Source organism: Pseudopedobacter beijingensis, assembly GCF_042678145.1.
Taxonomy (GTDB): domain Bacteria; phylum Bacteroidota; class Bacteroidia; order Sphingobacteriales; family Sphingobacteriaceae; genus Pseudopedobacter; species Pseudopedobacter beijingensis.
The window spans coordinates 74,087-89,193 of the sequence record NZ_JBHUDG010000049.1; the positions used below are offsets into that span (position 1 = coordinate 74,087).

At 36.2% G+C, this 15,107-nt stretch carries 8 protein-coding genes; 6 read left to right on the top strand and 2 right to left on the bottom strand.

The window, feature by feature from the left end; all coding sequences use genetic code 11:
• Positions 1 to 4: 4 nt before the first annotated feature.
• The gene (locus ACFSAH_RS17285) at positions 5 to 637 is read right to left on the bottom strand and encodes a sterol desaturase family protein (RefSeq protein WP_379664000.1); all 633 of its coding nucleotides are present in this window, start codon (positions 635 to 637) and stop codon (positions 5 to 7) included.
• A 78-nt stretch (positions 638 to 715) separates the two neighbouring features.
• Positions 716 to 3,238 (bottom strand): hypothetical protein, encoded by a 2,523-nt coding sequence (locus ACFSAH_RS17290; protein WP_379664001.1) that lies wholly within the window; start codon positions 3,236 to 3,238, stop codon positions 716 to 718.
• A 416-nt stretch (positions 3,239 to 3,654) separates the two neighbouring features.
• Here ACFSAH_RS17290 and ACFSAH_RS17295 point away from each other — a divergent pair, with 416 nt between their 5' ends.
• The 6 genes from ACFSAH_RS17295 to ACFSAH_RS17320 all read left to right on the top strand — a co-directional run bounded on the left by ACFSAH_RS17295 (position 3,655) and on the right by ACFSAH_RS17320 (position 15,092).
• On the top strand, positions 3,655 to 9,120 hold the full coding sequence (locus ACFSAH_RS17295; RefSeq protein ID WP_379664002.1) for an Ig-like domain-containing protein: 5,466 nt from the start codon (positions 3,655 to 3,657) through the stop codon (positions 9,118 to 9,120).
• A gap of 51 nt (positions 9,121 to 9,171) precedes the next feature.
• Complete coding sequence (locus ACFSAH_RS17300; RefSeq protein ID WP_379664003.1) at positions 9,172 to 10,161, top strand: PorP/SprF family type IX secretion system membrane protein; 990 nt, start codon at positions 9,172 to 9,174, stop codon at positions 10,159 to 10,161.
• A 20-nt stretch (positions 10,162 to 10,181) separates the two neighbouring features.
• Positions 10,182 to 12,179, top strand: a complete 1,998-nt coding sequence (locus tag ACFSAH_RS17305; RefSeq protein ID WP_379664004.1) for an OmpA family protein — start codon at positions 10,182 to 10,184, stop codon at positions 12,177 to 12,179.
• Between the two features lie 279 nt (positions 12,180 to 12,458).
• A complete protein-coding gene (locus ACFSAH_RS17310; protein ID WP_379664005.1) occupies positions 12,459 to 13,142 on the top strand; it encodes a hypothetical protein in 684 nt (227 codons plus the stop codon).
• A 4-nt stretch (positions 13,143 to 13,146) separates the two neighbouring features.
• Positions 13,147 to 14,109, top strand: coding sequence for a T9SS type B sorting domain-containing protein (locus tag ACFSAH_RS17315; protein ID WP_379664006.1), 963 nt, complete (start codon positions 13,147 to 13,149; stop codon positions 14,107 to 14,109).
• Positions 14,110 to 14,114: 5 nt separating this feature from the next.
• Positions 14,115 to 15,092 (top strand): PorP/SprF family type IX secretion system membrane protein, encoded by a 978-nt coding sequence (locus ACFSAH_RS17320; protein ID WP_379664007.1) that lies wholly within the window; start codon positions 14,115 to 14,117, stop codon positions 15,090 to 15,092.
• Positions 15,093 to 15,107: the final 15 nt, after the last annotated feature.

Here is a 15,107-nt window from a genome sequence, read left to right on the forward strand (position 1 = left end):
TAGATTATTTATTTTTTTCAGGGACAGTTTTGAAAATCACATCCCAAAAGGTTGAGCTTACTCCAAATCCTTTTTCCGGATATTTGTAGTGATGAAGATGATGATTTCTCCACAAGGCTTTCAAGTATCTGGGTGGTTTATAAGCATGAATAGCATAATGCATGGACACATAAGCCAAATAACCAATCATAAAACCCGGAAAAAACATAAATGTGTAATGAGGGTTTCCCATAATAAGCTTGGACAAAAACCATATAGCCGTAAATATTACCGAGGCTAATATTATACTTGGAACAGGCGGCATAAACAGCCTCATCCTATCTCTGGGATATTCGTGATGATTTCCATGGAAAATATAAACTATACGTTGTCCCCATTTGCTATCTGTCTCAAAATGAAAAAGATACCTATGGGCTATATATTCAAATAAGGACCAAATGGCCAATGCCATGAAAAAAACTTTAAAAACCTGACCTATAGAGAATCCTAAACTGGTATGTGAATAGTACAGCATATATAAACAGACCGGAATATAAAGTATATAAATTACCCACGGTCTTGTTTTTGTTAGGCTTTCCAGTACAGGATTTTTAAATAACCTGGCCTGACCTTTGTTTTTCACTTTTTCTGGTTGCATAATTCAGAGACATTTTTCAAGAGTACTAAACAATTAAAATGCAGAAATGTTGCAATGCTTTGAATGGCTAATATAAGGTTATTTTATAAAAAGATTATTGTCCCGTAACCTCACTCCTTTGAAAAAACCAATAAGATTGGTAGTTGAAATACGTTTTTCTTCCAGTAAGCAGTGTAATTTATACGACATTTTCTCTGCTTTATCTATATCTCCCATATTCCCGTAAATATTGACTGCTACCATTAAAAAAATGGTTTCAAATGAATGTATTTTTTTAAGTTCAGATATAGCTACCCCTTCTTCCATATATATGGCTGCTTGTTCGTTATTGCTTAACAATTTGTTATGTATAGTCATTAACATACAGAGCATCACGTAAAAAAACGAGTGAAAACCATCTCCAATATTATTTTTAACTAAACTGATATGTCTTAGCAATTTTTTTAATACACCGCTATCTGTACTTAAGTTAACAAAAGCAGAAACAATTAATACATATAGAGAAAAACCACTTCTACCTTTAACAATATGAGGATGTTTTTTGTATAAATCCTGATTAAGCTGAACAAATTCGCCTACTTTTCCATATAGAATAGAAACTATACAAAATGACAAATAGCTGATAATTGCCTTTGGTTTAAACTCCTCAAATAATTGTTCAAAATAATCCTTCCCTTTCATAAAGTTGGCCAATTTTAGTTCATCAGCTGTATCGTCTAAAGACAAGCTTAAACTACTAAGAATAAGTTCTACCGCATTTATCTGACTAAAGGTAAAGGCCGAATCAAAATTTGACAGCTCTTGCATTAAACCAAATATTTCCCGCAATTGCAGTATATCCAGCTCAAAAAAATAAACATAAGCAAGCAGCGACATATAAATAAGCTTGTTTTCACTGACTGGACTCGCCAAAGCCAAACTCTTCAAGGTGTTCTTATAATAAAAATCTGTAAAATCAAAGTTCAGCAACTCCTGTAGAAATACGTTGTGAACATCAGGGGAATTAATTCTGAAGTGATGATCTGCTTTTTCGTTGGTTTTACTTTCCAACATCTCCGCTATAAAAAACAACAAATACTTTTTCTCTTCTACAGGTAGTTTCATCCTGATAATATCTATTAAAGCTGCTTCATGATCGTTAATAACTACATAACGTACAGTCCATTGCAATAATTTCAGAGTAATATTAGAGTTTTCAAATTCTTCTAACACATGCCTCAGATATTCTGAGTTTACTTTTCGATCGTGTTTTTCAATCGTTTCTATAAACAAAAAATATTCAAAAACATGGGTTTGTTGGAAACGCACTATTTCTACAGGAAGCACATCACCATATTGTTTTTCTTCTACCAGAATACCATGAAGAATTAATTCATCATACGCCTGTTTAAATTTAACGATATCGTTAAGGATATCTACTTTATATACTGCATTGCCTTTCTGATTTTTGGAGGCTATATTGATAAAGTTTTTCAGAAGGATAACCTTTTCGGTATAAAAAGAGGAAAGATTAATTTTATGATGTACAAAACTGACTATCAATTCGTAAAATGTCAAATCGGTCAAACATTTTGCATCCCGTCCATCTTGTAACAAATCATAATAAATATGCAGATAAAAGGGTGATTTGAGCTGCATTTTTATTTTAGGATTGATATCCTCTATTTTTTCCGGAGAAAAATTCTGAATTACAAAATCGATTTCCCTATCCGTAAGGGGAGGCAGGTTAGAAAAATCATCATTTGCTGAATAATTTCCCTTATACCACTTTGATTTTATAATTGCTGAGTGTCTTATCTTTTCATAAAACTTGAGCCACATGGTGGTTCTCATACTCAATACTATCTTAATCCAGGAAGCTTTAGCATGTAATGATACAAAGTCTGCAAGAGAGTTAATTAGTTTATTAAATGGTTCATCTTTTAAAGTAATGTCATCAAAACCATCAAATATGATAATGATCTTTCCTTCCAGCTCTTCAGGATGGTCATTAAAATATTGGCTGAAGCTATCTGTAGAAATACCATCCATCTGCTCATCTAACCATTGCTCTATATTGTAATCCAGATTCTCTAACCCGGGCAACATATTTGGGTTAATAAACAGCAATATGTCTTTTTGATAAGGAGCTCCTTCTGTAATAAAAAACTTTTCTACTAAATGTGCCAGCATGACTGATTTACCAAATCCCGCCTGCGAAACAAAAGAACTATATACAAATTCTTTATTATAGAAATAATTAAAATCTCTTTCCGAAAACTCTCTGTTAATAGTATAAGGAAAAGGGATAGAGCACTTATTTTTTATATTATTTAAAGTATAACGGGTAATTAATCTCGCTCTGGATTGAAGCACATTCCATACATTGTTTTTTATGCTTTCAGTTTTTTTGCTTTCCTCACAAAATTGCTCCCAACTCTGTTTTCCTATAAATTCACAGAGTGCAGTTATAGTATATCTGGAAAATTTATGTTTTGTTTCGGCAAATCCAAATAATCGTTTAAGTGTGGTTTCACTTACGTTTTTATGTACAGCCTTATTGATTAACACAGAAAGTCTCCGACAATCTGACGGTGTAAGTGCAGATATCGAAGCTTTCATCAAAACATGTTTTTTAAGCAAATGTAAATTTGGGTCCATAGATAGCGTAAAAATATAATTGATCAAGAAGCAAACAACACTTATTCAATCTTAAAAAAATCAGCACTTTCAGCAAATAAAACTTTTACGTAAAAATAATACTTTTAAAATAACAAATGAACAAATAATGAACGTAATGATTTTTTATGAATTAATTACAATAAAACCAGATTAATTAGATTACATCACATCTTCTTGCTTTTGGTTATATATACCCTAAGTGACATATTTTTGTTACAATAGTTTGCTGAAATCGAAATAATGAACAGAATGAACAGAATGAACAAACAGATTAACTATTTGAACAAAATAAACTAAGAATTATCTACGCCATGTTGTTAGAATTGGAAATTAATATTTCTTATAACAACCGCATTATGGAAAGTTTATTTACACAAAAAAGTCGGCTTTTGAGTCCACTGGCACTCAAAACCCTCTTTCTTCTCTTATTAACGTTTATTTTTGCAAGTTCGTATGCCCAGCAATCTATACGTACTTATGCAAACGATATTCAAAAGAGTAATGATCAATATTTACTCGTAATTAAAGCCGGATACGTTACTGATCAGCAAAAAGCTGTAGATGGCGACGTAAAAACGTATACCGAGCTAAATTCTACCATCGTAAACGTATTAGGAATAAAACTAGGAGGTGAAGCTACTGTAAGACTACGCTTTACAGGAAACAAAAAACCAGCACCAAATTCTCCTGTAACTGTTAAGTTAGGAATTGGAGGTAACCTGCTATCTGTATTAGGGGGGTTAACCGTACAAGCCATAAATGGAGCACAGAAGAAAAATGATGGTAGTGGAAATGAAGTCGGATCGGTACATAAAGCCCAGGACTTGCTTAACTTAATATCCGGTGATCAAACCATAGAATTCACCTTTATTCCCGGCGTAGCATATGACGGAGTAAAAATAAAATTAGGAGTTCCTGAAGGTTCTCTACTAGGGATAGGAGCCCTTACTACTGCAAAAGTTTTTCACGCATCGTTTGTACCCGATCCGGGAAATAGTATCATATGTAATCAACCACTGGATGTTCTTTATGGCGCCAATGGCATTTTATTAGGAGGATTAAATAGGGTAGAAAATCCCTATAATTCTATTGATGGAAACGAAAATACTGCCGCCATCATCAGAGCAAATGTTTCTGCTTTAAACGAGACTTCTCTAACTGCAGTGTATCCTGCTTTAAGTAGGGCAAAAGATTCTATAAGATTAGTTATTGAAAAAGAAAACCCTGGCTTGTTAGATCTGAACCTGATTACAAACAGTATGGGAATTCAAACATTTACTGACAATAACCTTGCAGAGTCTCTTTCGCTAAACCCAAGTTTCTTACAATTAAGACTACTCCCCGGAAACAGCACTAAATATGTACTAACCTATCCTACTACTAAAGCCTTCAACAAAATAAAGGTAGCTATAGGAGTTGGAGTAGCAAATGTACTGGAAGGTTTGAAGGTTTATGAAATAGGCAGAGTTGCCCCAAAACCAACCGTTTCTACTCCAGGGTTAACAAATAATATATTAACTACTTGCGAAGGTTCTCAAATAAAACTCACAATATCTCAACCAGAAAGCAATGCTACCTATAAGTGGTTTGATGAGTCGGGAGCTCCTATTACTACTGGTTTGGCTAACAATGGAACGGAATTCACCACAAATGCTCTTATCGCTAAAACACACACCTATTATGTTGCTGTTTACAGAAACGGATGTACTGATGCCGCATCTGAACAAACTAAAATAACCATCATAGCTACACCGGCAGCAAAGGCTTCCGACTTTACAGTTCAGGATAATGCCATTTGTAATGATGGTCAACCCAATAACTTTTTACTTGCTCCGCAACTGGTATCGGGTACAAACATTACCAACCCTGTTTTTACCTGGTATTTTGACGAAAACCGCACCAGGCCTATTACAAACGGTACCGTAGAAAATGGCATTACCTATACTTTTGATAATGATGGTAAGCTATTAATGAATGGTGCACCTGCATCAAAATCATTTTACATCAGTTTAAAAGGAAATAATATATGCGAAACACCAGCTGGAGGTCTAAAAAAAATAAACTTTGTAGTCACTCAGGTACAACCCGCAACCATAGACTTAGCAGGTAACCAAACTATTGGTACAGGCGGATCTGTAACTTTTACAGCCAACTCACCTGATGCCTTAGAATATATATGGTATAAAGATGGAGTTCAACTCACCGAAACTTCCAATAAATTTACCATAAATAATGCTGCTGCCACCGATGCCGGAGATTACACAGTAAAAGTGAAAGGAACTAGCGGTTGTTTCTCCCAAACTAGCACTGCTGTAACTCTATCGGTTGGCGGTTTCGGCTCTACAAAAACGGTAAGCGGATTAAATGCCAATAGTAAAATTGATGCGGGATCCACATTAACATATCATATCAGCATTAACAATACGGGATCAACTACCCTGACTAATATTACTATAACAGACCCTATCCCAACCGGAACCTCTTATGTTCAAAATAGTGCCAGCCATTCTGGTTCTCTCAATGGCAATACGTTAACCTGGGATAACCTTTCAGTAAATGCAGGAGATAATTTAACCGTATCATTTGAAGTATCAATCCCTAATGATCTTACAACAATCCCTTCTATTGGTAACAAAGCTAAAATAGAGGTAGGTTCGACCAATGAAATTCAGGAACCAGAAATTACACCAATTGCCACTGAACAAATCAGAGCATTTGATGCTAAAAAAACACTGGATCCAACAAGTTTGAATGCCAATGGCAAGATTGATGCCGGTGCCGAACTAACTTATAAAATTGAAGTCGAAAATAAAGGAACCGTAATACTGGACAACATATCTATCACAGATAACATCCCTAACGGAACTACTTATGTAAGCGATAACCATGGAGGAATTTTAACTGGCAATACAGTAAACTGGATTTTGGACATACCTGTCGGTTCTACCGCAACTATCTTATTAAAAGTTAAAGTAGATGATAATTTAACTAATTTACCATCTATAGTTAATGCTGCTTTAATTACGGATCCTACAGATCCGGGTAATCCAAAAAATCCATCCACTCCTCCAACAGACACCGATGGAAAAAGAGACTTTACCGCAAGCAAAAAGGATAATATAGCACCGGGGACAAAAGTTGCTCCAGGGGATATTATTACCTATACTATCTCGGTGGAAAACACTGGAAACATAGACATCAAAAATCTTTCTATTGTAGACCTTATCCCGGTAGGAACTACTTATGAAAACGGATCAGCCACAGATGCTCCGGTTTTCAGTTCTAACACGTTAACCTGGACTATAGATTTAGGTGTAGGTGCAGCTAAAGACATTACTTTTAATGTGAAAGTCAACAGTGATTTAACAGGGATTCCTTCTATCGGCAATACTGCTACCATCACAGACCCAGAAAAGCCGAACGACCCTAAGAATCCAACTACACCACCAAACGATACAGACCAGAAAAGGAGTTACGATGTGAGCAAAACAGTTAGTGGATTGGATAATAACAACATGATAGTATCCGGATCACAGCTCACGTATACCATTAGTGTCATTAATAAAGGAAATGTAAAACTGGAAGATATAGCTATAACAGATCAGTTACCTAACGGCACAACCTTCCTTGAAGCATCTGATTTGGGTACAGAAAATGCTGGAACAGTCTCTTGGACGATAGATGTTCCGGTTGGAGAGACCAAAAATGTTACCCTAAAAGTAAAAATAGATAACGACTTAACTGGTATTACAAAAATTGGGAACATTGCTATTATTAAAGATCCTGTTGATCCTACAGATCCCACAGAATCCAATCCAAAAACGGCAGAAGATGGGCCTAAAGACACTAAAAATTCATCTTTTAATGTTTCGGGAAGTATTGTAGCTAATACCACATCCGGAGATGCTGAACCGAACAGCGAATTAACAATTACGATTAATGTAGAAAACGTGGGGAATGTACCCCTTAATAATACAACTATTGAAAGCTTTATTCCTAGTTACACCAGCTATGTTCCAAATTCTGGTGGAAGTTACGATGCAAATTCTTTGATTGTTAGCCATACAATTCCTAATATACCTGTTGGACAAAGTGAAAGCTTCACCTTTAAGGTACAAACCAATGCAGATTTAAGCAATGCTACTAAAATCACAAGTACATCTTACATCACTATCGAAGGGTCAAGAAAAGTCCAGGTTTCTCAAATTAACGTCGAATGTCCGACTACACAAGTTGGAACAGTGACCGTTACCGGAAAGACAGGCACTACCGTTTGTATAAACCAACAGAACAAAGTAGAGATTATTGCTACCGCAGCCCTACAGTTAACTAACCCTACATACTACCTGTATGAAAACGGAACATTGGTTGCAAGCAGTCAGGATGGAATATTTAATATCTCAGTAAATGTCAATCAGCATTATAGCTATAAGGTTGCTGTTTCCGCAAATGGATATTGTACTACAAAAGCTGCTGATATGAAAACTATTGATTTTGACGTTGTGCCATTACCATTGGCTCCTAACGTTAAATCATCAGGTATAAACATTTGCGCAGGACAATCTGTAACTTTAGAAGTCGACAATCCTAATTCTAATTATACCTATAACTGGTACGAAGGAACAGATTTTAAAAAAAGCGGAACAACCTACGCTGTCAGCCCAAACAGCACTAAAACTTATTATGTAGAAGCAGTATCCGCAGCAGGTTGTACTAGTGTTGACCGAAATTCAGTTGTTGTTACCGTCAATACTGTACCTCTTGTACCTGTAACAAAACTAAGTGCTATAACAATCTGTGCTAACAGTACTGCAGTACTTGAAATAAACAATCCTTTGGCTAACCATACTTATGTTTGGTATGACGAAAATAACAATCAGCTAACCACTGGCAGCACCTACACCACTGCAACATTAAATGCTAGTGCCCAATATTTTGTAGAGGCCATTACAAATGGAAACTGTAATAGCTCATCAAAAGCAACCATTACAGTTACAGTAGTGGCAACACCGCTTGCTCCAGCTTCATTAACCGTACAAAATGCAGGCGCTGTATGTTCAGGTTCGGGAACCACTATCTCGGTTGATAATCCAGTGAATGGTATAGAGTACAAATGGTACAACGATAAAACAGGAGGTACAGCTATATATACCGGCACAAGTTACTCTACTGGTAATATCACAGAAAACAAAACGTATTATGTAGAAGCGGTAACAACCAATGGTTGTACCAGTACAACCAGAACAGCAGTAACCATTAATGTAATTGCAAAACTAAATACACCAATTGCAAAAGTGCTTGACCGTACAACCAATAGCGTTACCTTCTCCTGGAATGCAATAGCCACTGCTCTGGCATACGAAGTTTCTATAGATGGTGGTTTAACCTGGATACAAGCAAGTTCAGGAGCGAACGGAATAACCCATACAGTAACAGGCTTAAAACCTGGGGAAATAATTTCATTCTCTGTAAGAGCTTTGGGATCTTCTGCTTGTGAACAAAGTGCAGGATCTGCCTTAGTAGACGGAGATATAAATAACCCTATAGGAAACGATGTATTTATACCAAATGCTTTCACTCCTAACAACGATGGACAAAATGATATTTTCTTGATTTACGGAAACACATTAGATAAAGTAAACATGAAAGTATTCAATCAGTGGGGACAACTGATCTTTGAAAGCAACCAAACAGGTAAAGGTTGGGACGGAACTTTCAAAGGGCAGGCACAACCATCAGGAGTATATGTATATCTAGTAGATATCGGCTTCTATGACGGAAGCAAAACAACTAAGAAGGGTACAGTGACTTTGATCAGATAGATCAAAGTCATACTCTCCCTTTAGGTATTTAAACTTTATTATATAAAAGTCATGAAAGCAAATAAATTCATCATATTCATAGCAGCACTGTCGCTTTTCACAAAAGTACAGGCTCAAATAGACCCTCATTTTTCGCAATACTACGCTTATCCTTTATTATTAAACCCCGCATTAACCGGGGTAGTAGATGGGGACTATAGAATTTCCATTAACGCCAGACAACAATGGGGTAATCTCAACAATGCTTTTTACACCGGTGCAGCTTCATTTGATATGGCCCCCACCAAACAACTTGCTTTTGGTGCAACCGTGATGAACCAAAAAGCGGGCGAGCTTGATTTCAATTATCTAACAGCACTTGCCTCAGCATCTTACAGAATAAGATTTGGTTCTAATGGTTTAAACATCTTAAACTTTGGGTTACAGGCGGGAATTATCAACAAAAGCTTTGATGCTTCCAAAATGACATTAGGCAACCAGTTTGACCCTACCATGGGATATAATCCTGCTTTACCAGGTTATGACAATGTGGCTTCCAGCTCTTCATTAACTCCAGACGTTAATGCCGGTATCATGTATTTCGATGGAGCACCAAACAAGTCGGTTAACGTTTTTGCTGGTGCCAGTGTAGCGCACCTAACCAGACCGGTAGACAAATTTTTGGGAAATAAAGAAAAAATGGAAATGAGGTATGCAGTACATGGTGGAGCGCGGGTAAAAGTGTCCGACAATGTAGGTATCACTCCAAACGCACTCTATATGGCACAAGGCAATGCCCATGAAACATCTGCCGGAGCTTATGCCGAATTTATGTTAAATCAGGAAACAGATTTGCTTGTGGGAGGTAATTATCGTTTCGAAAGTGCTGCAATTGCTTTTCTGGGATTGCAAATCAAAAATATGGTTATAGGATTAAGTTATGATATGAATACATCATCACTTAAAAACGTATCGAAAAATAACGGTGGATTGGAAATCTCTCTTTCTTTCACTAGCAGAAAGGGAATAGTAGGTCCCAATTTCTTTTGTCCAAGATTATGATCATCCTAAACTAAAACAACATGAAACTCAAAAATATAATTATACTGCTTAGCCTGATTGCATGTAATGCAAAGGCACAATTTATCCCTGATTACCGGAAAGCTGCAGATGTATACTTTCAAAATAAAGAATATTATGCTGCTGCAGAATATTATAAAAAAGCATTAAACATTGCCGATGACAGCGTTGGATTAAAACTACCCTATACTCCGGATTCGAAAGGAAAAACCAAAAAACAAGGAAACGAGACCGAACAGATGGTGTACAATTTGGCAGAAAGCTACCGTCTTTATAAAGATTACACCAATGCCGAAAAATGGTATGCCGTTTCTAAAGGTTTTACCGACGAAAAATACAATCTTTCGGAATTTTGGTATGCTGTTTCTCTTAGGGCCAATAATAAGTACGAGGATGCTATTGGGGCTTTCAATAATTTTTTGGATAAGTATAAAAAAGATGATGCCTACACCGCCAGAGCTAAAAGGGAGATAGAAAGCTGTAAATATGCAATTAACGAGATGAAATATCCTCGTTTGAATTCACTGAAACAGTTGTCACAACCCATCAATTCAAAAGGTTCTAACTATGCACCATTAATAACCAAAGAAGCATTATATTTTACTTCTTCACGCCCCACAAAAGTCTCAGGAAAAGATGAAGTATTAAGTACAGGCTCATCTAAAATTAAGAAGAAAGAGTCCCCCTATTTGAATGCAATTTATAAAATAGAAAAAACCAATCTTAATTCCACAAATGCAAATGCTATTATAAAAACAGACCTTGGAATTTCTGGAGATGAAAATGCAGCAATAGCATTAACACCAGATGGCAACAGAGCTTTCTTTACCAAATGGAACAGAAAAGAAGGCACAAAAGCTATTTATACTGCTGTAAAGATGGACTCCAAGTGGTCTAAGCCAGAAAGTGCAGGCCTGCAAATTAACGTATCCGGATATAACAGCATACAGCCATTTGTAACATCTGACGGTAGATACCTGATATTTTCTTCAGACAGGCCCGGAGGATACGGGAAATATGACTTATGGTTCTCGTCTCTCCGGTCTGATGGTTCTCTGGGTCAAGCTATTAATCTGGGAAATATGGTTAACACCACAGATGATGAACAGGCTCCTTATTATAACAATGCGACAAAATCACTGATATTCAGCACAAACGGAAGAATAGGTTTGGGCGGTTTCGATTTCTTTGAAAGTGAAGGTGATTTCTCCATCTGGTCTGAGCCACAAAATCTTGGTTTTCCTTTTAACTCTTCAAAAGACGATCTGTACTTTACCGCTACGGATAAACTAGGCAACGAAGGCTTTATCAGCTCAGACAGAGAATCTCTTTGTTGTTTAGAGCTTTTCCAATTTAAGAGAGAGCACATTACAATCAAAGGTTCATTAACAGATTGTGAAACAGGCCATGCTGTTGTAGACGCTAAAGTTACTCTAACAGATTCGTTAACCAATAAAACAAAAATAGTAACTACGGATAACAACGGAGTTTATTCATTTATGATAGATAGTCCAAAACCTATTAAAATCACCATCGAAAAGGACAATTATTTTTCAAAAATTTATAGATATTCTTATGCCGAACTGGCAAAAGCAGACACCCTAATCAATACAAATTATTGCCTGACTCCATTGGTGATAGACAAACCTATAGTACTAAAGGACATTTATTATGAGTTCAACAGCGCAGAACTAACACCTATGTCTGCCATAGCATTAGATCTCTTAGCCGACTTAATGAGAGATAACCCTAACATCACCATAGAGCTAAGTTCCCATACAGATGGTATTGGTAGCGATGCCTACAATCTTGACCTCTCTCAACGGAGGGCTCAATCTTGTGTCAACTATTTAGTAGAAAAGGAGATCCATGCTCACAGAATAACCGCTAGAGGTTACGGAAAAAGCATGCCTATTGCTCCAAACACGATCAATGGCAAAGACAACCCCGAAGGACGTCAACTTAATAGAAGAACAGAATTTAAAGTGATAAAAAAATAGAGCTTTGGTACAAAAGGGCTATGAAACAAAAAAGAGCCAGTAGAAAAGAGAGAAGAAAAGTTGTTTGGGAATTTGAATACACCATTCTAATACTCGAATATTTCTTCGTCTTCTCCCTGTTTTACTGGTTATTAGAAATTAGCTAAAAGACCAACAAATCTCCATTTTAACATCAACGCCTTTTACAATTTGCTAATGCCATACAGGCATTTTTAGCACTAACCTGTCTTTGGCTAAAAAACATCAACATAAAAGTTTAAACCACATAACAATAACAACATGAAAAAAATTAGTACTACCATTTTTGCATTAAGCCTTATGGCTTTATTAATAGGCAATACTGTAAATGCAGCAACTGTTGTACCTAAAACAACTGCAGACGTACAATACGTATGCTCTGGAGGAACCATCAATCTGGGTACACCATCAAGTCCCGGACATGAATGGGAAGTTAGCTACATTGCAGATGACACCAATACCCCTGCTCCCCTATCTATCACAGGAAATCAGATTAGTGGCACAGACTTAAAAACAGGATATTATTACATCGTATCAAAAAATTCAACGACAGGATGTCTCTCTGATGCACAAAAAATACCCGTGTATGTCTTACCTCCATTCAGTATCACAGAAACTAAAAAAGACTTTTGTATTGCCGATGCTACGAGTACAAATTTTAGTGCAACTGTTAGTATTACCGACAGCAACATTACTAATGCCGACATTGCTTTCCAATGGTATAGTGTAAGCGGAACAACAGAAACTGCTATTACCGGCGCAACAAGTTCTTCGTATGCACTCACAAATTATACTACTGCGGGAGATTACAAATTGATAGTTAAGTATGCCTATAAATTTGGAACTACATATTATTGTGCCGACAGTAAAAACATGGAATTCAAAGTACATGACAAACCAACTACACCAACCATATCTGTAGGAGGAGGAAGCTCTACGCTGTAAACAAATGGTTTATAATTGCCTAAGATATATAATCTTAAAGACCCTGCTATTAATATCAATAGCGGGGTTTTCGCAATTAAAAAACAATTTAACAGAAGTCAGTATAAAACGTGGCGACAACATCAATTTACAGGCGAACTCCTTAAACACACAATATTATCAATGGTTTAAAGATGGTAATATCATATCTGGAGCCACCTCCTCAGATCTGAATGTTTCAGAGGCTGGGAGCTATACAGTTATGGCTTTTAACACAGTTAACTGTAGCTCATCCGTTTCAGATGCTATCATTATCACTGTTGTTGACAATCCTTCCTTTGGCTTGTCCGCTGATTTATCCATACAAAAATCTACCGATCAGAATAAAACTCACAAAACCAAAGACGAAATAAATTATACGATAAGCGTCTCAAACAACGGTCCGGATGTAGCCAAAAAAGTTATTGTAAAAGATACTCTTCCCAAAGCACTGGAGTTAAAAGAAATTACCCCGGTTAAAGGAGTACAACATTCTTTTAATTACACTTCTAATGTAGCTACATGGGAAATAAAAAGACTATCCAAAGATGAAAAAATTGATCTGAACATTATTGCCAAAGCCATTTCGACGGGACAGGTAGTTAACAAAGCCACTATTGAATCCGAAACTCCGGATCCTGACCTTTCAAACAATGAATCTAGCATAAGTATTCCGGTATATGGAATTAAAATTCCTAATGTATTTACTCCAAATCATGATGGTAAAAATGATTTTTTTGAAATTATAGGTCTTGAAAATTACCCCGACAATGAGTTAACCATTCTCAACAGATGGGGGAATCACGTATTTGAGCAAAAACCATACAAAGGTACCTGGAAAGGTGATGGACTTAATGAGGCCACTTATTTCTATGTACTGCGCATAAACGATGCCGGACAATGGCAAACCTTTAAAGGCTTCGTTACACTTATTAGGGACAAAAAATAAATTGTATGATGAAAAAGGTTTATTTTTTATTTTTCTGTTTGGTATTTTCCCTATCGGCAAGTGCCCAGCAAGATGCAAATTTTAGTCAGTATATTTTCAATACCATTCATATAAACCCTGCTTATGCTGGTTATAAAAACAATATATACCTTCAAAGCAATTATAGAAAACAATGGACAGGCGTAGAGGGAGCACCCGAAACGTTTTCCCTATCCGGAGATATGTTACTGATGAATGAAAAAGTAGGATTGTCTTTAATGGTTAATAAAGACAAAATAGGCGTACAAAACGATTTAAGTATTTATGGTGGATATGCTTATCACGTATACCTCAACCAGGAGAATAGCAAAATTTCCTTTGGTATAAACGCTGGTTTCTTACAAACCTCATTAAATGGAAATTTATTTGACCCAAATGATTCGGGAGACGATTATATACCCATATCATCACAATCAAACCTTTTACCCGATGCCAGATTTGGAGTACTGTTTTCTAATGCAACATTTTTTACAGGAATATCTGCCAGTAATATCCTTTCTAATTTCTCTTTTGGCAAAAAGAAAAGTGACTGGTATATTGGTTTAAAACCTCATTTATATTTGCTAGGCGGCATGATATTAAATGTATCTGACGATATTATACTCAAACCTATAGCATTGCTTAAAGACGATTTTGGAGGCCCTACCAATTTAGACCTAAACGGCTTCATCCTGTTAAGGGAAAAAATATGGCTTGGCGCAATGTACAGAACCGGAGTAAAATTATATGATAAATCAAACCTGCAGAAAGATTTGCAAAAATCAAGTGCCACAGGTATTATGATGGAAATATTCCCTACACAAAAATTAAGAATAGGTTATTCATTTGACTACTCTTTAAACAAACTCCGGGGGGAAAACAATGGTACTCATGAAATATCCATCGGGCTGTATCTAAGAGATTTAAACAATACTAAAAACGGATTTACAGGGTGTTATTTCTAAAGTCACCTTAAACAA

Bases quoted from the DNA above. Each gene is read 5' to 3' on its own strand.
- ACFSAH_RS17320 (WP_379664007.1), top strand. From the start codon at position 14,115: ATGATGAAAAAGGTTTATTTTTTATTTTTCTGTTTGGTATTTTCCCTA.
- ACFSAH_RS17305 (WP_379664004.1), top strand. From the start codon at position 10,182: ATGAAACTCAAAAATATAATTATACTGCTTAGCCTGATTGCATGTAAT.
- ACFSAH_RS17310 (WP_379664005.1), top strand. From the start codon at position 12,459: ATGAAAAAAATTAGTACTACCATTTTTGCATTAAGCCTTATGGCTTTA.
- ACFSAH_RS17295 (WP_379664002.1), top strand. From the start codon at position 3,655: ATGGAAAGTTTATTTACACAAAAAAGTCGGCTTTTGAGTCCACTGGCA.
- ACFSAH_RS17315 (WP_379664006.1), top strand. From the start codon at position 13,147: ATGGTTTATAATTGCCTAAGATATATAATCTTAAAGACCCTGCTATTA.
- ACFSAH_RS17290 (WP_379664001.1), bottom strand. From the start codon at position 3,238: ATGAAAGCTTCGATATCTGCACTTACACCGTCAGATTGTCGGAGACTT.
- ACFSAH_RS17285 (WP_379664000.1), bottom strand. From the start codon at position 637: ATGCAACCAGAAAAAGTGAAAAACAAAGGTCAGGCCAGGTTATTTAAA.
- ACFSAH_RS17300 (WP_379664003.1), top strand. From the start codon at position 9,172: ATGAAAGCAAATAAATTCATCATATTCATAGCAGCACTGTCGCTTTTC.